Consider the following 25,695-nt stretch of genomic DNA (forward strand, 5'->3'; position numbering starts at 1 on the left):
ACTAAGCAACTCCGTCTGGGATTGCAGAGTGTTATACCAACAACAGCAGACCTCGTCAATCAGCGCGCTGAGCGCCAGCCGACTCCGACGCTACGCCGGCAAAGCCGGTCCGATCGACCGCGATAGCATCGACGTTGGCAAACAGGAACCCGGCGAAGCCGACGCGGATCAGGAGCCCCATGTACTCGCTGATGACGGTCAGCACGAACGGGTCGAACACGTCCGCAACCGCAAGCAACGAGTAGGCGATGAGCATCCCGATCAGGAACAACAGGAGGTTCCGGGACTTCCAGTGCAGGAGCCGCTGATCGTCGGGCAGGTCGGCTGCACGACGCCAGACTGGGCCGAGTAACAGGTACGCAAGCAGGAGCTGGCCGATAACGAGGACGCCAAAGCCGACGAGTCCGATAGCGCCGCCGACTATCGTCCCGCCGTTGAAAGCGATGACCTGTACCGCCGGGATGGCGGCGGCGATAGCTAACGTTCGGCGGGACGCCCCGGCTATCGCGACCGTGAGCGTCCACAGCACCGTGTATGCGACGAAGTCATCGACGATGTTCGGGACAGTGAGCTGGGACCCGGCCACTGGCAGGACGCCGGCCGCCGTCATCGCGGTCGTCACGGCTGAAATCCCGACGACGCCCACCACCGGGTAGCAGTAGTGTCGGTGGGACGACGGAATGCGCCTGAGCCACCCAAAGAGCATGACAGCCGCGACGGCCAACAGGACCGCGGCGATCTCGTAGACGGCCGACCCGCTACTCATCGTCGCCCCCGACGCGCTGTTGTCCGGCGATCGGTGTCGACCCGTCCGTCCCCCCCGTGACCGACTGCCCGCGTCTCGAACGCATCGAGTCGATCGATGAGTTCCCGGGTCCGTGTCGAGAGGTCCTCTGCCCGCTGCCGGACAGCGCTCATCGTTTCGGCGGTTTCCTGGGCCGTATCGGCCAGGTCGTGGGACTGCTCGGCGACGTCGCTGGCGACCTCGCCGACGGTGTCGATAGTCGCGGCCAGTTCCTCGGTCGCGCTGGCACCGTCGTCGGTCGCCCGCGAGATCTCGGCCATCGCGGCGTCGACATCATCGACAGTGTCGGTCAATCGCTCGACGGCGTCACCGACCTGGTTGACCGTGGTAACGCCCGCGTCGATTCGCTCTCTGGTGTGGTCCATCTCGTCGGCCACCTCGTCGACTTCCCCGCGAGCCCCCTCAACGATACTCTCGATCTCGTCGATCGCCGCCTGGGTTTCCTCCGCGAGCGTCTTGACTTCCTCGGCGACGACAGCGAACCCGTCACCGCCGTCACCGGCGTGTGAGGCCTCGATGTTGGCGTTCAGTGCGAGCATATTCGTCTGTTCGGCGATATCATCTATCAGCCCGGTCGTGGCTGCGACGTCGTCCATGCGGTCATCCAAGTCAGTCACCAACTCGTCAAGATGGGTCACGGCGGTTTCGATTCCTTCGATGGCCTCAATGGCCTCCGCCGTCCGGTCTGTCCCGGTCGCGCCGACGTTCGCGGCTTCCCCGGCCCGTCGGGCGACCTCATCAGTCGTCGAGGCGACTTCTTCGACGGTTGCGGACAGGTCGTTCGTCTCCTCGATGGCCGTTTCGAGCTGGGTTGCCTGGGATTCGATATCGCCGGCCAGTTCCCGGATATCGACGGCAAGAGACTGGTTGAGTTCCTCAACCTCTGTCGCGTCGGCGGCGACGGCCGTGCTGGCTTCCTCAACATCAGTTGCGAACTGCCGGATATCGACGACAGTCTCCGAAAGGCCGTCGGCCATCTCCTCGTAAGCGACCGAGATCCGTTCGACGGCATCGACACCGGTGTCAGTGTCGAGGCGTCGGGTGAAATTGCCGTCAGCCGCGGCCGTCATTGCGTCACCGATGTCCGTCGCATGATCAAGGAGCGTTTCGTTGAACTCCTCGGCCTCCTGTCGCGCCGTCTGTGCGTCTTGCTTGGCCTGTTCGGCCTCCTTGCGAGCGGTTTCGGACTCGTCGAACGCGTCGCTGAGAGAGCGGCGCATACTGTCAAAAGCCGATGCGAGGCGACCGAACTCGTCCGCGCGGTCGACGTCCGGACTAGTCTCAAGGTCGCCGTCCTCGATAGCTGTCGCGGCGTCGGTCAGGCGCCGAAGTTCGACCGCTGCGTTCCCGGCCAGGACAATCGCGAGCAGTCCGAGATTGAGCGTTACCACGAACAGCGTCCCAGAAATAGCCGCGAGCCCAGCCCCCTGATTTGCCGCGTGTACGGCAAACACAGCCCCGAACGCGAGCGTGACTACGAGCGTCACACCGATTGCGATCCCGATTCGTCGGCTGTAGTGGGTCACAACCCGCGTTCGCACGTTCGTCCCAGTCATACATTCGAATTTCTGACTTCCTGACTTATGCTTACCTTTTCGAATTCAAATGCTGATAACTGGCGCTTCGAGGCCTAAAAACGGTATTTTATAGATATTCGGATCTGGTGTTCGATCCGGCACAAGCACAATCGCTATGAGGGGGAAAACAGGAAAGAAGGCGCAAAAACTCCGTAAATCGAAAGTTATCGGCCGATACTGGCACTTGGTACCTTGATAACGAGTTCCCCGTCGCTACGGACAGTAACCGAGTGACCGGCATATTCAAACGAGATACTGACAGGCGTCGAGCGGCCTGATGAATCAACGAGTGAGTCGAGCGCTTCGGGGTCGACAGTCTCGTACAGCGGTGCGAAGTCAGTCTGTTCTCGGCCGGTCATGGCGGAAATGTACTCAGTCACTGCCGCGCTCGGTCGCGTCTCGCTCCAGTCGAACTGTTTTCTGGTCACGGTCATCGATGTTGCGGTATCGCTGTCCGTACTCCGCCTGTTACTTTTACTCATACGGTTTGTCTATCTACATCAAAGTAGCAAGCAGTAATATAGTCTTCCCAGCATTATCAAACTGTGAAAACGCCGAGTGGTGGCAGCGAAATTCCCCAAATCCATCCATAGATCCGGTCTTCGTCGGCGATAACCGTATTTACAGATCGGCGACGTCTTCGATTGCGTCGGTTAGCTCTTTGATACTCTCGACTGTGTGCTCGCCCATGTGCCCGATGCGGAAACTCTCCTCGCTGATGTCGCCGTAGCCGCTGGAGAACACCATGTCGTACTCCTCGGAGACCGCTTCGACCGTCTCTGCAACGTTGATGCCCTGCGTGTTCTCGATGCAGGTCACCGTCTGAGACTCGTAGCCCGCCTCCGGGTAGAGGTCGAAGTGTTCGCGCGCCCACTCGCGCGTGTACTCGGCCATCTCCTGATGACGCTGGTCGCGGGCGTCGTGGGTCTCATCGAGCATATGTTTCATCTGCTTGCGGTAGGCGAGCATGAGCGGAATCGCCGGCGTGGAGTGGGTCTGGCCCTTCCGGTCGTAGTAGTCCAGACAGCGCTGGAAGCCGCCGTACCACGACGCCGACTCTTTCTCCAGTTCGCGCTCGTAGGCAGCGTCGCTGACGGCACAGACGGCCAGCCCGGGCGGCATGGCGAAGGCCTTCTGCGTGGACGTGAAAATGGCGTCGATGCCGTGGCCTTCAATGTCAATCTGGTCGCCGCCGAGACAGGAAATGGCGTCGACGATGAAGTAGGTGTCCGGGTACTCTGCGACCACGTCGCCGATTTCCTCGATAGGGTTTCGGACGCCGGTCGAAGTCTCGTTCATCACGGCCCCAACGGCGTCGTAGTCGCCGGATTCGAGCGCGTCGCGGATATCGTCGGGTTTGACCGCCATACCCCAGTCGTACTCGATGCGGTCGACGTCCTTGCCAAGGCGCTCGGCGACGTTGGCCTGCCGCTCGCTGAACGCGCCCGAAGTCGGCACGAGCATGCTGTCCTCGACCAGGTTGAGCGTCGTCGACTCCCAGAACTCTGTCCCCGACGCCGTGAGCACGATAACGTCGTTGTCAGTGCCGAGGAACTCCTTGGTGTCCTCAACGATGGTGGTGTAGAGGTCCGTCATCCGGTCCATGCGGTGGCCGAACATCGGTTCAGCCATCGCCTCGATAACGTCCTCGCGCACCTCTGTCGGCCCCGGGAGATACAGCGTCTTGTCCTGGTAGTCGTCTTTGTATTCGCGTTTTTCGGTCACAGAACCACCTGTAGTAGGTACACTCTCGAATCCGGGGGGCATGGTAGTTTTGATACCGGGCGAAGCGAACCGACGGACGCCCTGAAGCGGGCGGACCGTTCACAGGGGGATACTCAGATAGCGGTTGTACCCTCCACGAAGTATTTATCAAGTGAGCAACCACCTTCGACCATGGGTTGCCACACCCCGCTGACAGACGCCCAGCGAGCGGCCGTCGCCGATAGAGCGGTCGAACAAGTCGCCGACACGCTGGTCGAGATGCACGACGGCTCGCAATCAGCGCAATGCAAACCACTCAGCGACGACGATACCAGCGGATACCGTACATGACCAGTCCGGCATAAATCGCCGGACCAACCAGAACCGTCGCACTGGTCGCTACCATTCCGCTGAACAGGTAGCCGAGGAACACGTCGATAAACACCAGCAGAAAGGGAGCGAGCGCAAGTGCCTTCCCGCCGGTTCTAAGCGCCCCGTCGAACGTCGACTGTGTCGCAGCGATTGCTCCAACGCCGGCGACGACGAGGAGATACAGCGCAGCGCCCGGCGGCGAGACGAGTGGGAGGGTGAACAGGGCGATACCGGCGAGTACGACGCCGACGATTGTCGGCCCGTTGTCGCTCCGGGTGAGCGCGTTCTGGATACCGTCGAGGTCACCGGCGTTGAGCGCCGCTTCGAGGTCAGACGTGGTCTGACTGCCGCCAGCGTCGAGGACCGTTGTCCCGGTTCCAGCGTCGACCGGGCTCTCGAAGTCCCGGCCACAGTGCATACACCACGTCGCGGTCGCACTGACTTTCTCCGAGCAGTGAGGGCAGCGGGGATCGGCGGTCATACTGTCATGTTCGAGGGCGCACAGTTAGCGGTTACGGGGGGAGAATATACAGGTGTCCGCGGTAAACAGAGTGTATGGATTGGGTCGCACGGGCCGAGAGCCTCCTGTACGACGGCGAGGTGATCGAAGCGGACGTTCGGTTGGACCGTGGCGGCGTCGTCGTAACGAGTCACCGCGTCCTCGTGTTCACGCCCGACCGCGAGGGGCCGAACTACCGGCAGGTCGACCGCCCCAACGTCGAGGGCATCGACGTTACCACCAGCGGCGACTGGTCGTTCCTCGAACTCGGCGTGAAGGCGCTGGTCGTCGGTATCGTACTGGTAGCTGCCGGGATGACCGTGAGCCTCGATAGCCTCGTCGGCAACGTCTCACTCGACAGCGGCGGGGCCGCGAGCGCCGTCGGCATCGGTGGAATGTTGGGAATGCTCCAGACGATGCTGACGTTGATGGCCCAGCTAGACGACCTGATGCGCCTGTTCGGCGGCCTCGCGCTGGCCTTTGCCGCCGTCGTCCTCGGGGTCTACCTCTGGAGCCGCGACCGCCTGCTCGTCGTGCGTGTCGCCGGCGGCGACGATGTCGAGCTAACTGCACCAGACGATGAGAGCGTCGTCGAGCGGATCGAAGCCGCCGTCGTTCCGGGCACGGGACCCGCCGACGCCGAAAACCCGGACCAGCCGCCGCCTGACGACCCGCTCCCGTGACGTTCAACCCCGCCGAGCGCTAACCCCAGGGTAATGGACGCCGACGAGGTTCGAGAGCGCGCGGGGTCGTTGCCACGGGAGCCCGGCGTGTACCTGTTCGAGCAGGGCCGGGACGACACGCGCCGGGTCCTCTACGTCGGAAAAGCCGTCGACCTGCGCGACCGTGTGCGCTCGTATGCCGACCCGCGGAGCGAGCGCATCGCCAAGATGGCCGAGCGAGCCGAGACCATCGACTTCGCCGTCACCGACACCGAGACGCAGGCGCTGTTGCTCGAAGCGAACCTCATCAAACGCCATCGGCCGCCGTACAACGTCCGGCTGAAAGACGACAAATCCTACCCGCTGGTCCAGCTGACCGACCATCCCGTCCCCCGAATCGAGGTGACACGCGACCCGGAGGATGGCGCGACCGTCTACGGGCCGTTCACCGACAAAGGCCGGGTGGAGACAGTCGTGAAAGCACTGCGGGAGACGTACGGGCTTCGGGGGTGTTCGGACCACAAGTACAGCAACCGGGACCGTCCCTGTCTCGACTACGAAATGGGCATCTGTACCGCGCCCTGTACCGGCGAAATCGGCGAAGCCGAGTACGCCGAGGACGTGGAATCGGTCACGCGGTACTTCGAGGGCGAAACGGGCGTTCTCGCGGACCCGCTACGCCGCGAGATGGAAGCCGCCGCACAGAACCAGGAGTTCGAGCGCGCCGCGAACCTCCGGGACAAGCTCGGGGCCGTCGAGGCGCTCCACGGCGAGGGCGACACCGCCGTCAGTGACTCTGCGGGGTATCAGACAACGGACGTGCTTGGGGCCGCCGTCGAGGGCGAGCGAGCCATCGTCGCCCGACTGCACGCCGAGGGCGGCAAGCTCGTCGAACGGGATCGACACACGCTCGAAGCACCGGACGGCGAAGGCACCGCCGGCGTGTATCGGGCGTTCATCCCGCAGTACTACGCCGAGCGGGAGCTACCCGACCGGATTCTCTGTGCCGAAGCCCCCGCCGACCCGGACATCGAAGCATGGCTTGAGAGCGAGGGCGTCACGCTCGGCGTGCCCGGGGCCGGCCGAGAGGCGACACTGGTCGACCTCGCGCTGAAAAACGCCCGCCAGCGCGGCGGGACCGACGACGAGAGCGGTCGTCTGGCCGATGCACTGGGCATCGACCGACCGAACCGTATCGAGGGCTTCGATGTGAGCCACGCGCAGGGCCGGTCGGCCGTCGGCTCGAACGTCACGTTTGTTGACGAGACGCCCGAGAAAAGCGATTACCGCCGGAAAAAGCTCACCGAGCAAAACGACGACTACGCGAATATGCGGGAACTCCTCCGCTGGCGGGCTGCGCGTGCCGTCGAAGGGAGGGACGACCGACCTGATCCAGATCTGCTACTCATTGACGGCGGCGACGGCCAGCTCGGGGCGGCTCGCGACGCCCTCGCCGAGACCGGCTGGGACGTGCCGGCCATCGCGCTCGCGAAGGACGAGGAGCTGGTCATCACACCCGACCGCGTGTACGACTGGGACGATGACGCCCCGCAACTCCACTTGCTCCAGCGGGTCCGTGACGAAGCCCATCGCTTTGCCGTCCAGTACCACCAGACACTACGTGACGAGGTGTCGACGACCCTTGACGACGTGCCCGGCATCGGCCCAGAGACGCGGAAGCGACTGCTCCGGCGCTTCGGTAGCGTGGACAGCGTCAGGACGGCCTCCGACGAGGAGCTGACGGCTATCGACGGTATCGGCGAGCAAACCGCGGAGACGATTCGGACTCGGCTACAATGATTTCGTATAGCAGATAGTAGTTTATCACTGCCGAGCGACCAAATCCACTACTCTGGCGTATAGGTGTCGAAGAAAGCCGCTACGCTGCTATTTCAGTGGTCGGATGACGTCACGGTTCGACAACCGAGTTGCGGAGCGTCCCGACGCCCTCGTAGGTTATCTCAATTGTGTCACCGGGCCCAACCGTGCCTGGATTGGCCGGACTGCCAAAGGCAACGACGTCGCCGGGACGGAACGTGAACCGCTCCGAGAGGTACGCGACTACCTCGTACGGTCCGAACAGCATTTCCCTGGTGTTGGCAGACTGCCGGCGCTCGTCGTTGATGTCGGTGTACATATCGATATCAGTGGGGTCGACATCAGTCTCGATCCACGGCCCCAGCGGCCCGGACCCATCGAAGGCCTTTCGGGCGGTTCGGCCCTGCTGGTCCAGCGCATCAACATCGTTCAGTATCGTGTATCCTCTGACCGCGTCGGAAACATCAGCCGGATCGATATCGTGACACCGTTCGCCGATGACCGCAGCGAGCTCACCGGCGTAGGTCAGCTCGTCGGTGAACGGCGGGTAGGGGATGTCCTGCTCGTGAGCGAGTAGCGCCGTCGGAGGCTTGATGAAGAAGTCTGGCTCCTCGGGGCGGTCGTAATCCATCTGGTCGTTCGTAGCGGCGTAGTTCCGGCCGACGCAGTACAGCGCAGTCGGTTCACACGGCGGGAGCAGTCGTCCATCGCGGCCGACCGCGTACTGGCCATCATCAGCGTGGACGACGCCGTCAACGTATTCGCCGATGACCGGTCCATCCTCGGTCAGGAGTCGTGCAGTTCGCATACCGAGTGGTCTGTGTGGCGGTGAAAAAGGCGTGTCGGCTACCGCGTACGCCGCTCGGCAGTCATCACCAGCTACGAGGCCGAAAACGCCGTTCTGTGACCGGTATAGCAAATCATCGATCCGTTTGCTGTAGTCAAAGTAAACCTAATATCGCTATATCAAATAGTCCGACGACCACGGAACAGGCATCGAAGGGGTCAAACGATGGAACGGCGGTGACACCACCGAAGCGACTTTTTCGCACAACGGCGTACCAGCATACATGGCTGTGACCCGACGGCTACTCATGGCCGCCGTCGGACTGGTGTCGCTGCTGGTCTACCTCGTGGCGGCATACGTCGGGTATCTGCTGCTTCTGCCAGTGTGGGACAGCCGTCCATCACCACTGATAGCCGCTCTAGTCGTTCTCGGGACGGCGATTGCTCTTGGCGTCCTGAACTACTGGGCTGCAACGGCGCAACTCAAGCGGTCTCTCGATACAGTCGAACTCTCGCGGGCGCGCGTGCCGGAGGTCTACCGCCGCCTCGACACGCTTGTCGATCAGATGGACGTCGAGACGCCGACGCTGCTACTGGCGGAGTTGCCAGTCCCGAACGCGTTCGCCATCGGCGGCGGCGCTGGGGCTATCGTCGTCGACAGGCGGCTGTTCCGGCTGCTGTCCGTGTCGGAGTTCGAGGCACTGCTGGCGCACGAACTCGCGCATCTGGAGACCCGCGATGCGCTCGTTCAGACTGTCGCGTACAGCCTCGTACAGACGTTTGTTGGGCTCGTCGGCCTCGTGGTGTTCCCCATCGTGGTACTCACCGGCGGTATCGCCCGTTCACTCGCGTTGCTACGCGGCGACCCGTCGTCGTGGTCGCGCTCCTGGCTTGGGCGGGCACAGCGATACGCGCTACAGGTCGTTGCCGGTCTCGGATTCGCGGTGACGCTGCTGATACTCGGCTACTCCAGACGTCGCGAGTTGGCAGCCGACGACCGTGCGATCGAGATAACGGAGAATCCCCTTGGACTTGCTCGTGCCCTCGCGAAGATCGAGCAGGCGTCGAAGCCAGACTCCGGTCTCCTGCGGCAGTTATACGTACACAGCGAAGCGGACAACGGTCTTTCACGCCTCTTATCGACGCATCCACCGATGGACGAACGAATACAGCGGCTACAGGAGCGAGCGCAGCAGGTAGTTCCGCAAGGGTGAGCGAGTCGTCAGGCAGCCGTCGGTAGCTGCGTCGTTCAGTAACGGGTGAAAGCACAGGACATATCAAACCAGCGCTTTCAGTTATAAATAACCAGATCCAACAGCCATATCGGAGAGATATAGTCAAAAGCCGGCCAGTTTCGCCATAGATACTGATCGGAACACGTCGGTTTCAGTAAACTTGTCTGACCGACGAAAGTCATGTTGGAGGCGTGAATAGAGCACGACTGTGTGGGCCTGTCGCGACGCTGATCGACACAAGCAACTGGGTAGTGTTGCGTCCGATGCCGACGTGTGGAAAGTCTCTATATGTACATTGAGAGCAACATAGCGGTCCTAGAAACCGCTATGTTCGGCAAAGCGCTACGTCCGCATATGCAAGCCAGCATCCCGCAACGAGCGACGGAGGGGGCAAAGAGCGACACATATGGATGTCCGCTGTGTAATTGTGGTGCGGACAGTGAAGAGGACATTTACTGCCATCTGCTGGTCTCACATCGGAAGAGCGCACTTGTTGACGCGCTTCTCGAAAGAATGGACAGCGACGAGTTGGCCCGGGTTTAATTTCGGGACGGGCATCAATATCGCCTGGTAGTCTCAGATAGTGGATTTTAGAGTGATTGGTACGGCATTTGTGTTCGCACTCGTCTATTTGTTACCCATATTCTGAAATTGAAGGGTAGCACTGTCGCCGTTTGCGTGATAGATTCGACCTGGATCGAGAGAATTGGCCGTACACAGCGCATTGACTGGTATTTTTTCGTCGGTATTGTTTATCACTATCAATCAAATATCGCTATATCAAATTGTGGGAGGGCGGCTCACCGACGACAGCCAATCCAGCAACGACCAGCAACGGATCGATAACATACATACACATGTTATACTATGAAGTAGATTTATATACTAGGAGAGGGCGAAGCAACGAGCAGTCATAACGACACGGCAACAGAATAGCTCAGGGAAACCGGTACGGACCGACATAGTATTTCCAGCAACACAAATACCGCAAAGCAGCCACGCCCCACGATGTGACAAATCTGGCAACACACAGATTCTGTGTTAGTTGCTGTTTGACAGCGGTAGCTATTTTAGTGATCTTCAATTGCGATTCCGCTATGATTCAGTTGTCACAATCCGGTTGGGTGGACAGGCGGCGATGGCACCGACTTCGGTGTTATCCAGCACTGCCGTGACCCACCGGCACCAGCCAGTCGTTCCATACCGTCGAACGACGCGGCACAGCAAAGGATGGGAAACGCGTAAGTATTGGGAATGAGATGAATCAAACGTATGACGCAGACGTATGAGAACTATATCGGCGGTGAGTGGACCGGGAGCGGAGAGACACAGGACGTCACGAACCCGGCAGACGAGACTGACGTCGTCAGCACGGTTCCAGTGGCCTCGGCGGCGGACGCCGACGAAGCGGTCGCGGCCGCGGCAGCAGCAACAGACGAATGGGGCGGGATGCCCGGTCCGGAGCGCGGTGCAATCCTGCGTGAGACCGGTGAAATCCTGAAATCCCGGAAAGACGAGCTTGCGGAGACGCTGACCCGCGAAGAGGGGAAGCCGCTCGGCGAGGCCGAGGGCGAGGTACAGCGTGCGATTGATATCTTCTATTACTACGCAGAGAAGGCCCGCGACTTCGGCGGCACTGTCAAACAGCCAAGCGGCGGCCGTGCCGGACTGCAGACGAAAAAAGAGCCGATGGGCGTTGCGGCGCTCATCACGCCGTGGAACTACCCCATCGCGATCCCGGCCTGGAAGATCGCCCCGGCGCTTGCAGTCGGCAATACTGTCGTCATCAAGCCCGCGATGCAGGCGCCGACCGTCGGCGCGATGATCGTCGAAGCGCTGGACGAGGCTGGCATTCCGGACGGCGCTATCAACCTGGTCTGTGGCCCTGGTAGCGAGGTCGGTGAGCGGCTGACCACCCACGACGATGTCGACGTGGTGTCGTTCACCGGCAGTGCCTCGGTCGGCGAACACGTCTACGAGCAGGCGACGAGCAACGGGAAGCGTGCCCAAGCAGAGATGGGCGGGAAGAACCCGACCGTCGTCATGCCGAGCGCCGACGTGGATAAAGCGGCTGACATCGTCGGAGCCGGTGCCTTCGGCGGGACGGGCCAGGCCTGTACGGCGACCTCCCGGGCTATCGTTCACGAGGACGTGTACGACGAGTTCCTCAACGCCATCGTCGATTACGCCGAGTCCCTCGAAATCGGGGATGGCCTCGACCGGGCGGGCATGGGTCCCCACGTCAGTGAGGACGAACTCGCGGGAAGCTTAGAGTACATCGACATCGCACAGTCGGAGGGAGCAACCCTCGAAACGGGCGGCGAAGAACTCGCTGGTGGCGAGTACGACGCCGGGAACTTCATCTCGCCGGCCGTCTTCTCCGACGTCGAGCCCGATATGCGCATCGCACAGGAAGAGGTGTTCGGGCCAGTGCTCGCCGTCATGTCTGTCTCCGACTTCGACGAAGGTGTCGAGGTCGCCAACGATATCGACTACGGGCTCTCGGCCAGCATCGTGACCGACCGAATCGAGGAGGAAAACGAGTTCATCGAGCGGTCCGAGTCCGGCGTGGTCAAGGTCAACGAGAAGACGACCGGGCTGGAACTGCACGTTCCTTTCGGCGGCCTCAAGCGCTCCTCGACGAACACCTACCGCGAGCAGGGTGACGCCGGACTGGAGTTCTTCAGCTACATCAAGACGGTGTACCGCAACAGCTAATCGAGGCGGCCACTACCGCTGACCGCAAAGTGACATTTCTGTTGCATAGTTTTTATGTCGTACTAATCGCTACTCCTTATTGCTCTTGTCAACCGCAAGAGCGTGCAAAGTCATGGTCGTAGCCCAACCGACCGACGATGGTGGACCGGTCCCAGCATCGGCACTGTCTGTCCCATACAGACGTTCCACTTTCGTTATTAGCGCCCCAGCATCCGGCCCAAGCGTCACTACCGGGAAATACCACTAGCCGTGCCAGTCTGAGTGCGGCGAGAAATACCCCGTGTGCACACAGCGAGTGGGACAGAGGTTCGAATCGGTTCTCTGTCAAACGAACCGAGGTACTCCACTCACGGCCGTTCGTTCATAATGATGGAACGCCTTCCGTAACGGTTGTACTGTCGTTATTCTCGATACGGAAGCCGGAGAGCGGAGATGAGGACAGACCACAGACGGCCCGTGAGACAGCATTTTCGACTCGAATTGTCGACCCGGTCAGTGTAAGATATCTGCGGGTGAGACTATCATATTGTTCCACGATGCCAAACATCTATGTCATCTGTCGGGACTAGTTTACTCAACAAATGAACTACCATTCGCCACTCTGGAACAGGGGAAGCTGACACGGGCGTGCCAACACAAAAGATAATATCCAGCCAGTCGATGACAGTGGCATGAACGTTGACGCGCTCACGGGAGGATTCGACCGTCGAGACTGGCAGGAACAGACAGAGACCGACGATCCAGTACGGTTCGCGATGATCGGCGTCGGCTGGTGGACCACCGAACAGGCGATGCCCGCCGTCGACGCGGGGGACCTCTGTGAAACGACTGTACTGGTCAGCAGTGACCGCGAGAAGGCGGCCGATGTGGCTGCAGATTCGGAGACAGTCGAACACGCGATTACCTACGAGGAGTTCCACGACGGGGCCGCAAGCGACGCGTACGACGCCGTCTACATCGTCACCCCGAACGCGCTCCACCTCCCGTACGTCGAGACAGCGGCAGAACTGGACAAGGCGATCCTCTGTGAGAAGCCGATGGAAGCCACCATCGAGCGCGCCGAGCGAATGGTCGAGGTCTGTGAGGAACACGACGCGACGCTGATGATAGCCTATCGGATGCACACCGAGCCAGCCGTCCGGCGGGCGAAGGACCTCATCGACGAGGGCTACATCGGCGAGCCGCTGTTCGTCCACGGCAACATGACCGAACCCATTCTCGAACTCGTCCCCGACCCCGACCAGTGGCGGCTGGACGGGGAGCTGTCCGGTGGGTGTGCCGTCATGGATATCGGCATCTATCCGCTGAACACGAGCCGATTCCTGCTGGATGCCGACCCCGTGGCCGTCCGGGGAACCGTCGCATCGGTGCAGGAGGAGTTTGCCGACGTGCCCGACGAACACGGGGCGTTCCAGCTAGATTTTCCTGGCCACGCGTACGCGGTGTGTACCGCCAGCCAGAACGCGCATCTCGACAGCCACATCTCCGTACTCGGAACTGAGGGCAAGGTCCGCGTCGAACCGGCCTTCTACCCCTGGGACGACCGCGCGCTCCAGCTTTCCCACGAGGGAACGACAGTCGACATCGACTTCGAACAGATCGACCAGATGGAAGAGGAGTTCGAGTACTTCTCTCACTGCCTGCTGACCGGCACTGAGCCCTACGCCGACGGGGAACACGGCCTCGTCGACATCAACACAATCAAAGCCGTCTACGAGGCCTCCGAGACGGAGTCGACGGTCACACTCGACTGACTGCGGTGCGAGATTTTTTGACCCGGCCAGGTGTAGTTCAGCGCATGGTTCAGTCAACGTGGGACGACTGGTTCGTCCGCGACGAGATAGAGGCGACAGACCCCGGTGACGGCGTCGTGATCTGGTATCTCGGCTGTAACGGGTTCGTACTCCGCTCGCAGTCGACGACGCTGTACATCGACCCCTACTTCGGGACTGGCGACCCGCCAAACCTCATCCGGATGATTCCGGTGCCGATGGACCCCGCCGACGCAACCCAGTGCGATGCCACACTCGTCACACACGAACACATCGACCATATGCATCCGCCGTCGTACGGCCCACTGGTCGAGGATCTCGGCGCGGACCTGTATGCGCCGTCGGCATCGTATGACTCTCCGGACTACGACGGTGAGCTGCGGGTGCCCGACGAGCAGCGCAACGAAATCGCCGTCGGTGACGAGTTCGCTGTCGGTGATTTCACCGTGCACGTTACTGGCACCAACGACCCCGACGCCATCGAACCGGTGGGGTACGTCATCGAGCACGACGCCGGGACGTTCTTCCACGCCGGCGATAGCCGGCCTGCCGAGGCGTTTTCCGACGTCGGCGAGCGGTTCGACATCGACGTGGGGGCGCTGGCGTTTGGCACCGTCGGCTCTATCTACGAGCCCGAGCCGGACCGCGGTGTCAGAACGAAGTGGTACATGGACGAAAACGAGATCATCGAAGCCGCAAATCAGCTCCAGCTATCCCGGTTGCTCCCCTCGCATCACGATATGTGGCAGGGCGAAGCCGGCGACCCGAAGGTCCTCCACGAGCACGCGGTGTCGTTCGACTACCCCCGCGTCATCGAACCGCTGTATATCGGCTGTTCGGTTCGGCTGGGCGAGCCCGGGATTCGTCGTCTTGACGCGCTGGAGTGATTGAGACCGTGGTTCCGGTCGCTGCTGTGTCGGCCGCTCAAACAAAGACGGCGTATTTGTCGCGGGGTAGCTTTAATACCCCCACCACAGTATGTCCGGCAAATGTCGCCAACAATAACGAAGATCGAAAGCCGAGAGTTCGAGTACCCCCTCGAAGACGTGGGGACCGACAAACACGGCTTCAATCTGGTCTATGCGCCGGGCGAGACAACCACGCGGAAACTATTCGGCGTACAGATCCATACTGACGAGGGCATTACGGGCGAGTACGTCGGCGGCAACTCGCCGGCAGCCGCCCAGTACAACATCATCGCGAAGTACCTCATCGGCAAGGACCCGCTGAAACGCGAGAAACACTGGTCCGAATGCAAGCGCGCGCTCCGGAAGTACGACCGGATGGGTATCGGCCCAATCGACATCGCGCTGTGGGACTTCGCCGGCAAGTACTACGACGCGCCGATCCACGAGCTGCTGGGGACCTACCGCGAGCGTATTCCCACCTACGCGTCGACGTACCACGGGGACGACGCGGGCGGGCTGGACTCACCCGAAGCCTTCGCCGACTTTGCCGAGGAGTGCCGCGACGAAGGCTTCGGCGGCTTCAAGATTCACGGCTGGGGCGGCGGCGACGACTCTCGAAGCCTCGATCGCGAAGTCGAAGCGGTCCACGCCGTCGGCGAAGCGGTCGGCGACGAGATGGACCTGATGCACGACCCCGCCTGCGAACTGGAGACGTTTGCCGACGCACTGGAACTTGGCCGGGCGCTCGACGAACAGGGCTTCTTCTGGTACGAGGACCCGTTCCGCGACGGCGGTATCTCACAGCACGCCCACAAGAAACTGGCACAGAAACTCGACACGCCGATTCTCCAGACCGAACACATCCGCGGACTGGAAATCAAGTCCGACTTCGCAGCCAGCGAGGCGACTGACTTCCTCCGGGCCGACCCCGAGTACGACGCAGGCATCACCGGCGCGATCAAGGTGGCCCGCATGGCCGAGGCGTTCGGGCTCGACGTGGAGTTCCACGCGCCCGGTCCCGCCCAGCGCCACTGCATCGCCGCCTGCCGCAACTCGAACTACTACGAGATGGCGCTGGTCCACCCGGACTGCCAGAACACCCAGCCGCCGGTGTACGAGGGCGGCTACTCCGACCTGATGGACGCCGTCGACGACGACGGGACGGTCGGTGTCCCCGACGGCCCCGGCCTGGGCGTGGAGTACGACTGGGACTACATCGAGGACAACACCACCGGGAGCCTCCACGTCTACGAATAACGGCACTGTTTCTCCCGGTAAGCGCACCCGGGCCGTTTTGACCGCCTCAGTAGCGAGTCGTCTCGTCGTTCGCGGGGACAGGCCGCCAAATGTCGTCCTATTTGATCGCAGGCCAATACTTATGCCGGACTCGTCCGAACGGGTAGTAATTGATGACAGACGGAGACAGGACCCTGACCCGCCGGGAAGCGCTCCGCGCAGCTGTCGCCGTCGGAGGGTCGGCAGGGCTCGCAGCCTGCCTCAACCTAGAGAACCAGCCAACGGAGACGGAAGAGGCTGACCGCGACACCGACCGGCCAGATGGCACCGAACCAGCGGCTGAACTGCCGAATCGACAGCACGCATGGGACGAGTTCTCTCGAACCGACGAGCACGGGAACCCAGTGCTCGCTCGGCACCACGTGTTGCTACTGGCCGACTACGTTGGCGATGGACCGGTCGACGACGGGGACCGGAAGCAGGCTGCAAACGCGTTTCGCGAGCTAGAGGAGACGTATCGGTGGGCGTCTGACGGACTTCTGTTTACTGTCGGCTACTCTCCAGCATACTTCGACCGATATGACGAGCCGCTTCCGGAGTCGGTTGACCTGCCACAGCCAGCGGCACTGGCCCCTTTCGAGGACCCGTCGTTCGATACCCCAGATATCCTCATTCATCTGGCAAGCGACCGTGCTTCGGCGGTGCTTGAGGCCAAGCAAGCGCTATTCGGTGAGTTAGAAACGGCAAACGGGAGCGAAGTCACCGAAACCATAGACGGGATAGTCGAGTTGGTCGACCGGCGGACGGGATTTATTGGTCCGGGGCTCCCGGCGGAACACGACGACGTGGATGGCGTTCCGGACGGAGCGGTCCCCGAAGATGCACCGCTGTTCATGGGTTTCAAATCGGGGTTTGTAGAGAATCAGGCGACAGAAGACAGCGTAACGATCGCGGAGGGGCCGTTCGCGGGCGGCACCACGCAACACCTCTCACTGCTACGCACGGAGCTGGACCAGTGGTACAACCAAGATTCCCGGGAACAGCGCGTCGCAAAGATGTTCTCGGCGACGCACGCGGCGGAAGATCTGGTCGAGGGTGTCGGCGACAACCTCGGTGATTCGTCGCTCGTAGCGGAGACTGGCGTCGGTGACCGAGTCAGTGACGACGCATTTGAGGAAGGCGTGGTCGGGCACGCACAGAAGCTCGCACGTGCGCGAGACGAAGACGGCGAGCCACGGCTCCTCCGACGCGACTTCGCGACGGTAGACGATGGCCGAACCGGTGTCCACTTCCTCAGTCTCCAGGAGAGCATCGCGGACTTTATTCAGACCCGGACCGCCATGAACGGAACCGATGTTGCGAATGTCGGCGGCGTCGGCACGAAAAACAACAACGGGATACTGCAGTACATTACCACAGTTCGACGCGGGAACTACTTGCTCCCGCCCCGATCAAAGCGCTCGTTCCCCCGTCCGTCGTGACCCGACTGGACCCACAGCCCTCCCGAACGACGGCGATAGTGTGTCCCTGACAAGGTTTTATATTCTTTCCGAGAGACTAATCACTATACAGACCATGTGGCCCGGGAGAGACCCTACGCGCCGTGACTTTATCGCTATGAGCGGGGTAGCACTTGGGATGAGTGTCGCCGGCTGTGCAACGGGGGACGACGCCGCAAGCGAGACTGAGACTCCATCCGGGGCTGCACCTGGCGGGACCGAAGCAACGCCCGAGGGAACCAAAGCGGGGCGGGAGAATGAACTCCCGACAGCTACTGCGCAGGAACGCCCATTGGTACACATCCCGGCACATCAGGACGGGATGCGGATGGTCGGTATGACGGAGGTAGGACCGTATATGATGGCAATGTCTTATACACTACTTCACGACTTCTGGGTACTGACTGGCCAGGAGAAGAGTTACGTACGGATCAACGATGGACAGGGACTGCACCTGATGGCAACCGTGTGGGATCCGGAGTATAACCAACGTATCCCGCTAGGTAGCCCGCCAGTCGAGGTTCGAGACGCCGCGAGCGGCGACAGTGTGGCCGAGAAGTCGCTGTGGCCGATGCTGTCCCAGCAGATGGGCCCCCACTTCGGGGACAACGTCGCGTTTCCGGAGGAGGGTGAGTACACGGTACAACTCTCGTTTGACCCGGTTTCGGCGCGGCAGTTAGGCGAGTATCGCGGGCGATTCACCGACTCGGTGGACGCCGAGTTCGACCTGCTGTTCAGAACCGACATCACGAACAACATTCGCGAGCGGTTCGTCGATGAGGCGGGACAAGCGGGGGCGCTCGAACCGATGGAAACGAACATGAAACCCAACGGATCGCTGCCGGAGGTGAGGGCGCTACCAGGCGAACACGGCGGTATCGTCGAGGGTGGGGCCGCGAAATTTGTGGTCCAGGTTCTGCGCAGGGCCCCGGCGGGAATCGACAGCTCTGGCCCGTATCTCGCCGTGTCCGCTCGAACGCCGTACAACCAGTATCCACTCCCGTTCATGGGTCTCCGAGCAACTGTGGCCAACGCCGGTGAGGAGGTCCGCGAGCCACTGAAGGCAGCCATTCACCCCGAACTGGGATACCATTACGGTGCCCCGTTCCCTGCTATCGCGATGGGTGACGAGGTGACGCTAGAGGTCGGAGCCCCGCCGCAGATCGCGCGACATCGCGGCTACCAGACTGCGTTTCTGGAGTTTGACGACATGACGCTCACACTTGGAGAGCAGTAGTCAGGGCCGTTCAGAGATACAGCGAAGAGACAATATGTCTCACGTGAGGTGTGGCTTGGCCGTGTCCCGCCAGCTACGAGCGAGATGAAACGCCGAGACGGAGCGTCAGACCAGAAAAGCGTCTGCTAGCGCCGAGACAGTACCGGTTGGCCCGAGTGAGTCCATATCTGTCTGTTACGCTGTCGTGATGCGGCCTTCGACTGACGGCGAAATCGTCCCGTCTTCCTTGATTGCGTCCTCGACGATGACCGACAGCAGTTCGCCCTCGTTCGCGTCGATAATGCGTGGAGCATCCTGGAACATCGTGTAGCCGTCGCCGCCGGTGGCGGTGAAGCCGTTTGTTGCGACGGTGTAGGTTGCTTCGGTGTCGAGTGGCTCGCCGCCGACCGTTACCTCAGTGACGCGGTCGCCCTTCGATTTGTCCGGGTCGTAGGTGTACCGCATGCCGCTCACTTGCAAGAACCCGCCCCCGCCAGTCGAACTGAGTTCCAGCGCCTCGACCAGCGTGTCACCGGTAACCTCGATGGTCACTTGGTTGTTTCCGAACGGGAGAACGCTGTATACCATCCGTCTCGTGATGTCCCCTTCGGGGTAGAGTTCGTCAGTCCGGATGCCGCCACCGTTCTGGATTGCGACGTCCGCGTCGCCGTGGCTGCGGAGCGCATCGGCGATGTAATTCCCGAAGTTCGATTCCTCGGAACGGACAGTGTCCTCGCGGGCATCGAGCGGAACGGTTGTCTCCCCGATGACGACGTCGAGTTCGTCACTGAGCTGGCTTTCGTAGTTCTGGGCGACTTCGAGCACGTCTGGGTGCGGTTCGACACGGTCCTCCTCGACCGCAGCAGCGGTGTCGTACACCGTCAGGCTGTGGTCGGTACGCTCCCCATCTTCGACGGTGAGCGTCAGCTCGCCGAGGTACTCGTACTCGTCCCCGACGAACGAAAGTACCGTGTCGTTCACGACTTGCGGGTCCTCAGAGAACTTCGCGGCGTGGTCGCCGACGATGGCGTCGATCCCGTCGACAGACTTCGCGAGTTCGACGGCGACCGGGCTCGCCACGTGGGACAGTACGACGACGAGATCGGCGCCGTCGGCCCGCATTTCGGTCACGACCTCGTCGACGGGATCCTCAAGGCCCGGGACATCCGTGGTCTCGCCCATGGTCGTGATCGTCGGTGCTTCGACGTTGATTATGCCCGTGATACCGACCGTCACGTCGCCGGCCTCGACGAGTTCGTACTGGCTCGCTCCCTGTTCAGCACCGAACACGTCGCCAGTCTGTGTGTTGCGGGCGTTCGCGCTTACCCACTGGAACTCGCTGTCGATAATACGGTCCCGCAAAACGTCCGGCCCTCTGTCAAAGTCGTGGTTTCCGAACGTGTCGAACTCCAGCCCACCCTCGTTGAACGCGTCGACAATGTGTTTCCCGTCGAACTGTGCGGAGAGAATGGAGGTGGCCAGATCGTCCCCGGATCCAACCTTTATCGCGTGTTCGTTATTGTCCGCAATCTGGTTCATCAGATCGAAGTAGGTGGCGATGTTCGCCGCCTCTTCGAGGTCGCCGTAACTGCCGTGGACGTGGGTGTCGTGGACGAGCGTCACCTCGCCCGTTGCAGGTTCAGATTCGGTCTCGGCAGTTCCAGCTGAAGTCGCGGTCTCCTGAGCGTCCGTAGATGCTTCGTCGGTCTGCTCAGTCCCGTCCTCGGTACTAGAAGAACAACCAGCGAGGCCCACAGCGCCGAGTGCAGCAGTAGCCGAGAGGAACTTCCGCCGGTCGACTGGTCTGTTCTCCGTATCGTTCTCTGTTCGGTCCGCTGAAGGGGTTTCTACGTCATCTTTGTTGCTTCGTGCCACAGTACCCATTAGACTGAACTTTTATATAAAATGTTTGCCGGGGTCGATCTCGATAAGCGTCCGACAATCGATCGACACAGACGCTGGTGCGGGACTCTGGCGCAAAATGAGCCACAGAAGTTGTGCCATATTTCACCCAGTCGGCAATGGCACAAGAGGGGTCGGACACGCGTGATGCAACGGTTCAGTCGTCTGTGTTTCTGTGGTCTGGTTCCGATGTAGTTTCATATCGCTCTAAGAGGAATTTATACCAGCAAAACCGACACAGAAGCAACTGTTACTGTGTCGCGTAGGCCTGAAGCCCCGTTTCAAGGACATCCCGATAACGGTCCACGTCAATGTCGACAGCGACACGGCTGTTTGGCTCGTTGTCGGTCGTGCCGTGCTCGTCACAGATGACGGCCCCGTGGCAGGGGCCGCCGGTCGTGTCTACCTCGAGGTAGTACTCCTCGAAGGTGAGCACCGAGTCATCGATGAGGTCAGCGACGACAGCGGCATCGTGGATGGCCGGCGCGTCGGCCAGTGGGTAGGTTCCGGAGTCGGGCCGGTAGTCGAGCCATTCGGCGATGGTCCCGCGAACGCCACCGGCCGTGCGGAACTCCTCGATGAACTCGGGAGAGACGGTGGCGCGGTTGGTCACATCCAAGCCAACCATCCGGGTGTTAGCGTCCTGCAGGACGCGGCTGGCCGCCGAAGGGTCGTTGTGGAAGTTGGCCTCGGCCATCGGTGTGACGTTCCCTGTCGTCATCGCCGCCCCACCCATGAGATAGATATCCTCGACAAGGTCGGGTAACCGGGGCTCCTTTGCCAGTGCGATCGCCAGGTTCGGAAGCGGACCGACGGCCGCGATCGTCAGTTCGTCCCCGTACTCGTGGGCGGCTTCGATGATTGCGTCGGCTCCGTGGATGTCCCGTGTATCGCCGTCGGTGTCGGGGATATCGCCGCGGAGTCCGTTCTCACCGTGAATCCACTCTGCGGTCGTGAGTTCGTCGACGAGCGGGCGGCCACAGCCACGGGATACCGGAACGTCGTAGCCCCCGATATCCAGTATCGCGTGGGCGTTTCGCGTCGTGTTCTCGATAGTCGTGTTCCCACAGACAGTCGAAAGACCGACAACATCGATTGCATCGTGACCGAGCGCCATCGCCAGCATGACCGCGTCGTCGCAACCGGGGTCCGTATCAAAGAAGACTTTGCGTGCCATACCTCCGAAATTCCGCCCATCGGGTCTTAAAAGCTGGTACGTCCCAGTCGTGACACGGCAGCCCCGCTGTAGACAGACCTGTGGGAATCTGTTGGGCTGTCGTCGCTACCACAATCGGTGTGTCGGAATGTGTGGCCGACAGATCAGGTGTGTCAGTCAACGCCGCCTTATACTGGCCAAGCGGTGTGATACCAGAGGACAGCTAAGAGTAGGTTCGTCCCAGAGTCGAAGTCCGGGCTACGGTTCGCAGAGCCGAGACGAAGTCGATCATTCGTTACGGAGAACAGTCAGTATCCGGAAACAGTGCGTCTATCATAAATTTTAACTATATAGTCACAATACTGTATAGGAAGTGATGGACAGAAATCACATACGGCCAGTACTACTCAGCGTACTACTCGTTTTGTCGGTTGTCAGCACCGGCTTCCTCGGAAGCGCCGCTGCTGCACCGGGCGAGCAAAACGAGTTGGTAACGGCGAATAGCCAGACAGCAACACAGACGGCCGCAGCCGGTGGGGCGACCTGTCAGCTTGACAGTAGTTGTCCAGTTCCTGATAATTCAGTCGATCTCAACAACAGCGGTGCCGGGGTCGACGTGTTGATCGACGGGAGTCATCAGGGCTCGACGTTCACGAAGTTCGCAAACCGACTCAGCGAACGCGGATACGACGTCGACACGAAACGGTCGACGTCAGGCGGGCTAACTTCGTGGAACAGTTCGGCCGCGAACGGGCTGTCGGACTACGACGTAGTCATCATTCCCGTCCCCCAGACGGCCTATAGCGAGGCCGAACAGGAGGCGATCGACGAATACGTCAGAAACGGCGGCAGCCTGTTCGTCGTCGGGGAGTGGACCTCACCACTGCAGGGCCACGCCGGCAAGCTCAACGACATTACCGACCCGTACGGGCTCCACTTCAACGGCGAGAGCGACAAGTGGCTCCGGAACATTCAGGACCCGACCAACAAGACAGTCGAAGACTACGAGTGGCGAGTTGTGCTCCACAACACGGGCCAGCATCCCATAATGAACAACGTCGACACCGTGGAGTACGACGGCGTCAGTCTCAACGTGACCGATACCGAAAACGGGACGCAGGCCCCGTTGCTGTACGGTGACAGTGATACCTACGAGTACACCTACTCCACGACAGAGAAAGAGTACCCTCGTGGCGAGCGCATCGTCGGTGCGGCCGCGACGTGGGACATCGGTGACAACGGCCGCGTCGTCGCCTTCGGCAGCCAGAAGTCGGTCACGACGTATCTCACGGACGAGTGGCAGGCCGAACACCAGCAGACCGATACACGGCCGTTCCTCTTCCGGACGGTGAAGTGGCTGGCCTCGTCGGGCCACGTCGAACGACCGGAGAAGCCGGTCGCCGTCACCGGCGAGCGAATCAAGGGCGGCGAGACGCCGGCGAACGAGACGATCGTCCTGAAAAACAGCGAAGTCGCCGCCGCCATCGGCACCGAGACGAACGGCCCCTTCGGCACGCTGCCGGGCGGTATCTACGACGCCAACGCGTACGGGCTGACGACCGACCAGATCGGCGTCGCCGAGTTCGCGTTCAACAACTTCGGGACGTGGCCGGACTACGAGTCCTTCGAGCGCCAGAACGCAACCGGTCCGAACGGCGCAGCAGTCGTCACCGCGACTGGTCACGTCAGTACGAACCCGAACGTGTCCGTCACGACGACGTACACGCTACCGGCTAACTCCAGCCATATCTGGATCAACACCACGATGCAGAACGAGGGCGACCAGCGCCTCCCGGTCAACGATTCCGAGCGCCTCCAGAGCGGGGCCGCACTGAGTTCCGAGGGGCAGTCGACCTGGCTCCCTGGCTCGGGAACAATCGAAGAGACGCGCTCGCCACCAGTGAGTGCCGACACACTCGACCAGCCCTGGGCCGCGCTCACCGGTGACCGCGTGAGCTACGGCGTCTGGGGCGGGAACGGCTCCTTTACCTCGTACACGGGTTCCACGACCTGGATTGACCCGTGGCTCGAACACCGCCTCGATTCCGGCGAAACGCGGTCAGCGGAGTTCGCTCTCTTCGTCGGCGAGGACGGCGCAAGTAGCGGAACCAGCGAGTACTACAACAAGCAGCAGGGAACCGAGACGGGAACGGTGACCGGCAGCATCGAAAGCACGGATAACGAGTCCGTCTCACAGGCCACGGTCACCGCCTCGAAGGGCGACCGTGCGTTCACCTACACCGTCGGATCGGAGACCGGAACGTACGAACTCGAACTCCCTGCCGGCGAGTACACGCTGACGGCCGATGCCAGCGGATTCGCGGCATCAGAGCCCAAGTCCGTCACCATCAGGAGCGGCGAGACAGCGACCGCAGACTTCGACTCCCTGGAGGGGCCGGCCCCCGTCAACGTCACCGCAACGATAGACGACGAGGGCGAGGTCAGTCCCGCCGATGCCCGGATTACGGTGCTCGACGGCGGCACTGCGGTCCAGACCGTCTACACCCGAACGACGCCGGCCGGCACGGCCTCGTTCCAGCTTCCGCCCGGTAACTACACCTTGGTGTTCAACCACGGGACGGGCTACATCGCCGAGCCGGTCGAGAAGAACATCTCGGTGACGCCCGGCGAATCGGTCAGCGTCAACGCGACGTTCACCGAGGAACTGGACCCCAGCGAACGCGACTGGGTCGGCATCGACCCCCACGCCCACAGCAGCGTCAGCTTCGACGGCAAGACGCCCATCGACAACTTCGTCGCCATCCAGAAATCTGCGGGCGTTGACGCAGTGTTCATCTCCGACCACAACGCCATCGGCGGCTGGGGGTCGATGCAGTCACAGGCCCAAGAGCGCGACATCATGTTCGTCCGGAGTGAGGAGATCACCACGGGCGACCTCGGGCACTTCAACCCCTATCCGCTGCACGGCGAGGAGATGATTGATTCCGACGGGACCCTTGTGGAGTTTATCGAGGAGTCCCGCAGCCGACACAACGCGACGGTGTTCCAGATCAACCATCCGGGTGACCGCTTCGTCAGCCTCGACAGCGCGCCCGGACAGCACGAGGAGTACCTCCCGATGGTCGACGCCATCGAGGCGTACAACGGCCCGTACGGCGAGTCCGACGCTGCCAGCGTGCAGGGGCTGTTCACTCTCTGGAACAACGGCTACGACATCACCGCGACCGGGGTCAGCGACGACCACTGTTCGCAGTGCTTCCCGGCGAAATACGGGAGCGCTCGCACCCGAGCATACGTCGAAGGGACCGTCACGCCCGACAAGTGGGCCCAGTCAGTGAAAGACGGGCACACGTACGCGACGTACGGTCCGGCCGTTGAGTTCACCGTCGAGGACAGGATGCCTGGCGAGACCGTGAACACGACCGCCGGGTCATCCGTGGAGGCGTCCGCAACGGTCCGGAACCTCGACGAACTGGCCTACGCTGAGGTCATTCGGAACGGCACGACCGTTTCGAACGTCACGCTCGACGGCACGAACGACACCATGAGCACCGACGTTGACATCGACGGGAACGCCTGGGTCGCCTTCCGCGTCGTCGACGAAGACGGCGACCGAGCACTGACCAGCCCGGTCTGGATTTCGGCCGAGCAGGGCGCCGAATCCGGAACGGACGGCAACGGCGAGTCCGGCGGTGCCACGGCGACCGCCACGCCAGACACCGAGGACGAGTCGGCGGCAACGATGGCCGATGACACTGCAACCGCGGAGTCAGAGACGACCGCCGCGTCCGGCCCCGGGTTCACCGCTGTCGTCACGCTGCTTGCACTCATCGGTGCAGTGCTGCTCGCAACGCGGCGAGGGAGCTGAG

General features: G+C 61.6%; 20 protein-coding genes. 12 read left to right on the plus strand and 8 right to left on the minus strand.

Going from position 1 to position 25,695, the window contains the following annotated elements; genetic code table 11:
• Positions 1-55: 55 nt before the first annotated feature.
• From AV059_RS06075 to AV059_RS06090, 4 genes are all read right to left on the minus strand, one after another.
• A complete protein-coding gene (locus AV059_RS06075; RefSeq protein WP_058993070.1) occupies positions 56-766 on the minus strand; it encodes a bacteriorhodopsin in 711 nt (236 codons plus the stop codon).
• Complete coding sequence (locus AV059_RS06080) at positions 763-2,361, minus strand: methyl-accepting chemotaxis protein (RefSeq protein ID WP_228841754.1); 1,599 nt, start codon at positions 2,359-2,361, stop codon at positions 763-765. The genes AV059_RS06075 and AV059_RS06080 overlap by 4 nt, the downstream gene beginning before the upstream one ends.
• 185 nt (positions 2,362-2,546) lie before the next feature.
• The gene (locus AV059_RS06085; protein WP_228841755.1) at positions 2,547-2,864 is read right to left on the minus strand and encodes a HalOD1 output domain-containing protein; all 318 of its coding nucleotides are present in this window, start codon (positions 2,862-2,864) and stop codon (positions 2,547-2,549) included.
• Between the two features lie 139 nt (positions 2,865-3,003).
• Positions 3,004-4,107, minus strand: a complete 1,104-nt coding sequence (locus AV059_RS06090; protein ID WP_058993074.1) for an alanine--glyoxylate aminotransferase family protein — start codon at positions 4,105-4,107, stop codon at positions 3,004-3,006.
• A gap of 171 nt (positions 4,108-4,278) precedes the next feature.
• Here AV059_RS06090 and AV059_RS22005 point away from each other — a divergent pair, with 171 nt between their 5' ends.
• Positions 4,279-4,437 (plus strand): hypothetical protein, encoded by a 159-nt coding sequence (locus AV059_RS22005; protein WP_154021009.1) that lies wholly within the window; start codon positions 4,279-4,281, stop codon positions 4,435-4,437.
• On the opposite strand, the gene AV059_RS06095 is transcribed toward AV059_RS22005, so the two are convergent.
• Positions 4,403-4,876, minus strand: coding sequence for a hypothetical protein (locus AV059_RS06095; protein WP_058993076.1), 474 nt, complete (start codon positions 4,874-4,876; stop codon positions 4,403-4,405). The two genes, AV059_RS22005 and AV059_RS06095, sit on opposite strands and share 35 nt — an antisense overlap.
• 137 nt (positions 4,877-5,013) lie before the next feature.
• On the opposite strand from AV059_RS06095, the gene AV059_RS06100 reads away from it, so the two are divergent.
• A complete protein-coding gene (locus tag AV059_RS06100; RefSeq protein ID WP_058993078.1) occupies positions 5,014-5,640 on the plus strand; it encodes a hypothetical protein in 627 nt (208 codons plus the stop codon).
• 33 nt (positions 5,641-5,673) lie between these two features.
• Positions 5,674-7,419: an excinuclease ABC subunit C gene (locus AV059_RS06105; protein ID WP_058993080.1), complete on the plus strand. Its 1,746-nt coding sequence runs from the start codon at positions 5,674-5,676 to the stop codon at positions 7,417-7,419.
• 109 nt (positions 7,420-7,528) lie between these two features.
• Here the strand turns inward: AV059_RS06105 and AV059_RS06110 are convergent, their stop codons facing one another.
• Positions 7,529-8,245: a fumarylacetoacetate hydrolase family protein gene (locus tag AV059_RS06110; protein WP_058993081.1), complete on the minus strand. Its 717-nt coding sequence runs from the start codon at positions 8,243-8,245 to the stop codon at positions 7,529-7,531.
• A 262-nt stretch (positions 8,246-8,507) separates the two neighbouring features.
• Here AV059_RS06110 and AV059_RS06115 point away from each other — a divergent pair, with 262 nt between their 5' ends.
• The 8 genes from AV059_RS06115 (at position 8,508) to AV059_RS06150 (ending at position 18,828) form a co-directional block, all read left to right on the plus strand.
• Positions 8,508-9,437 carry a M48 family metallopeptidase gene (locus tag AV059_RS06115; RefSeq protein ID WP_058993083.1) on the plus strand — a complete coding sequence of 310 codons (930 nt, stop codon included), beginning with the start codon at positions 8,508-8,510 and terminating at the stop codon, positions 9,435-9,437.
• A 375-nt stretch (positions 9,438-9,812) separates the two neighbouring features.
• Positions 9,813-10,001: a hypothetical protein gene (locus AV059_RS06120; protein ID WP_058997465.1), complete on the plus strand. Its 189-nt coding sequence runs from the start codon at positions 9,813-9,815 to the stop codon at positions 9,999-10,001.
• A gap of 729 nt (positions 10,002-10,730) precedes the next feature.
• Positions 10,731-12,176 carry an aldehyde dehydrogenase family protein gene (locus tag AV059_RS06125; protein ID WP_058993085.1) on the plus strand — a complete coding sequence of 482 codons (1,446 nt, stop codon included), beginning with the start codon at positions 10,731-10,733 and terminating at the stop codon, positions 12,174-12,176.
• Positions 12,177-12,847: 671 nt separating this feature from the next.
• Complete coding sequence (gene gfo6 / locus AV059_RS06130) at positions 12,848-13,930, plus strand: D-xylose 1-dehydrogenase Gfo6 (protein ID WP_058993087.1); 1,083 nt, start codon at positions 12,848-12,850, stop codon at positions 13,928-13,930.
• Positions 13,931-13,974: 44 nt separating this feature from the next.
• A complete protein-coding gene (locus AV059_RS06135; protein ID WP_058993089.1) occupies positions 13,975-14,835 on the plus strand; it encodes an MBL fold metallo-hydrolase in 861 nt (286 codons plus the stop codon).
• Between the two features lie 102 nt (positions 14,836-14,937).
• The gene (locus AV059_RS06140; RefSeq protein WP_058993090.1) at positions 14,938-16,113 is read left to right on the plus strand and encodes a mandelate racemase family protein; all 1,176 of its coding nucleotides are present in this window, start codon (positions 14,938-14,940) and stop codon (positions 16,111-16,113) included.
• 152 nt (positions 16,114-16,265) lie between these two features.
• Entirely contained in the window at positions 16,266-17,573 is a 1,308-nt protein-coding gene (locus AV059_RS06145) for a Tat pathway signal protein (protein WP_058993092.1), read from the plus strand.
• 136 nt (positions 17,574-17,709) lie between these two features.
• On the plus strand, positions 17,710-18,828 hold the full coding sequence (locus AV059_RS06150; protein ID WP_228841757.1) for an iron transporter: 1,119 nt from the start codon (positions 17,710-17,712) through the stop codon (positions 18,826-18,828).
• 174 nt (positions 18,829-19,002) lie between these two features.
• Here the strand turns inward: AV059_RS06150 and AV059_RS06155 are convergent, their stop codons facing one another.
• Both AV059_RS06155 and AV059_RS06160 read right to left on the minus strand, forming a co-directional pair.
• Positions 19,003-20,691: a bifunctional UDP-sugar hydrolase/5'-nucleotidase gene (locus AV059_RS06155; protein WP_058993094.1), complete on the minus strand. Its 1,689-nt coding sequence runs from the start codon at positions 20,689-20,691 to the stop codon at positions 19,003-19,005.
• A 268-nt stretch (positions 20,692-20,959) separates the two neighbouring features.
• Entirely contained in the window at positions 20,960-21,886 is a 927-nt protein-coding gene (locus AV059_RS06160; RefSeq protein WP_058993096.1) for a nucleoside hydrolase, read from the minus strand.
• A 355-nt stretch (positions 21,887-22,241) separates the two neighbouring features.
• Between AV059_RS06160 and AV059_RS06165 the strand changes: the two genes are divergently transcribed.
• On the plus strand, positions 22,242-25,694 hold the full coding sequence (locus AV059_RS06165; protein ID WP_058993098.1) for a CehA/McbA family metallohydrolase: 3,453 nt from the start codon (positions 22,242-22,244) through the stop codon (positions 25,692-25,694).
• Position 25,695: the final 1 nt, after the last annotated feature.

This window comes from Haloarcula sp. CBA1127, assembly GCF_001485575.1.
In the GTDB taxonomy this organism is placed as follows: domain Archaea; phylum Halobacteriota; class Halobacteria; order Halobacteriales; family Haloarculaceae; genus Haloarcula.

What these genes read in the sequence shown, in the direction of transcription:
- AV059_RS06155 (WP_058993094.1), bottom strand. Translation starts at nt 20,691, where the DNA reads ATGGGTACTGTGGCACGAAGCAACAAAGATGACGTAGAAACCCCTTCA.
- AV059_RS06105 (WP_058993080.1), top strand. Translation starts at nt 5,674, where the DNA reads ATGGACGCCGACGAGGTTCGAGAGCGCGCGGGGTCGTTGCCACGGGAG.
- AV059_RS06110 (WP_058993081.1), bottom strand. Translation starts at nt 8,245, where the DNA reads ATGCGAACTGCACGACTCCTGACCGAGGATGGACCGGTCATCGGCGAA.
- AV059_RS06115 (WP_058993083.1), top strand. Translation starts at nt 8,508, where the DNA reads ATGGCTGTGACCCGACGGCTACTCATGGCCGCCGTCGGACTGGTGTCG.
- AV059_RS06125 (WP_058993085.1), top strand. Translation starts at nt 10,731, where the DNA reads ATGACGCAGACGTATGAGAACTATATCGGCGGTGAGTGGACCGGGAGC.
- AV059_RS06135 (WP_058993089.1), top strand. Translation starts at nt 13,975, where the DNA reads ATGGTTCAGTCAACGTGGGACGACTGGTTCGTCCGCGACGAGATAGAG.
- AV059_RS06140 (WP_058993090.1), top strand. Translation starts at nt 14,938, where the DNA reads ATGTCGCCAACAATAACGAAGATCGAAAGCCGAGAGTTCGAGTACCCC.
- AV059_RS06095 (WP_058993076.1), bottom strand. Translation starts at nt 4,876, where the DNA reads ATGCACTGTGGCCGGGACTTCGAGAGCCCGGTCGACGCTGGAACCGGG.
- AV059_RS06100 (WP_058993078.1), top strand. Translation starts at nt 5,014, where the DNA reads ATGGATTGGGTCGCACGGGCCGAGAGCCTCCTGTACGACGGCGAGGTG.
- AV059_RS06150 (WP_228841757.1), top strand. Translation starts at nt 17,710, where the DNA reads ATGAGCGGGGTAGCACTTGGGATGAGTGTCGCCGGCTGTGCAACGGGG.
- AV059_RS06160 (WP_058993096.1), bottom strand. Translation starts at nt 21,886, where the DNA reads ATGGCACGCAAAGTCTTCTTTGATACGGACCCCGGTTGCGACGACGCG.
- AV059_RS06085 (WP_228841755.1), bottom strand. Translation starts at nt 2,864, where the DNA reads ATGAGTAAAAGTAACAGGCGGAGTACGGACAGCGATACCGCAACATCG.
- AV059_RS22005 (WP_154021009.1), top strand. Translation starts at nt 4,279, where the DNA reads ATGGGTTGCCACACCCCGCTGACAGACGCCCAGCGAGCGGCCGTCGCC.
- AV059_RS06075 (WP_058993070.1), bottom strand. Translation starts at nt 766, where the DNA reads ATGAGTAGCGGGTCGGCCGTCTACGAGATCGCCGCGGTCCTGTTGGCC.
- AV059_RS06145 (WP_058993092.1), top strand. Translation starts at nt 16,266, where the DNA reads ATGACAGACGGAGACAGGACCCTGACCCGCCGGGAAGCGCTCCGCGCA.
- AV059_RS06120 (WP_058997465.1), top strand. Translation starts at nt 9,813, where the DNA reads ATGCAAGCCAGCATCCCGCAACGAGCGACGGAGGGGGCAAAGAGCGAC.
- gfo6 (WP_058993087.1), top strand. Translation starts at nt 12,848, where the DNA reads ATGAACGTTGACGCGCTCACGGGAGGATTCGACCGTCGAGACTGGCAG.
- AV059_RS06080 (WP_228841754.1), bottom strand. Translation starts at nt 2,361, where the DNA reads ATGACTGGGACGAACGTGCGAACGCGGGTTGTGACCCACTACAGCCGA.
- AV059_RS06165 (WP_058993098.1), top strand. Translation starts at nt 22,242, where the DNA reads ATGGACAGAAATCACATACGGCCAGTACTACTCAGCGTACTACTCGTT.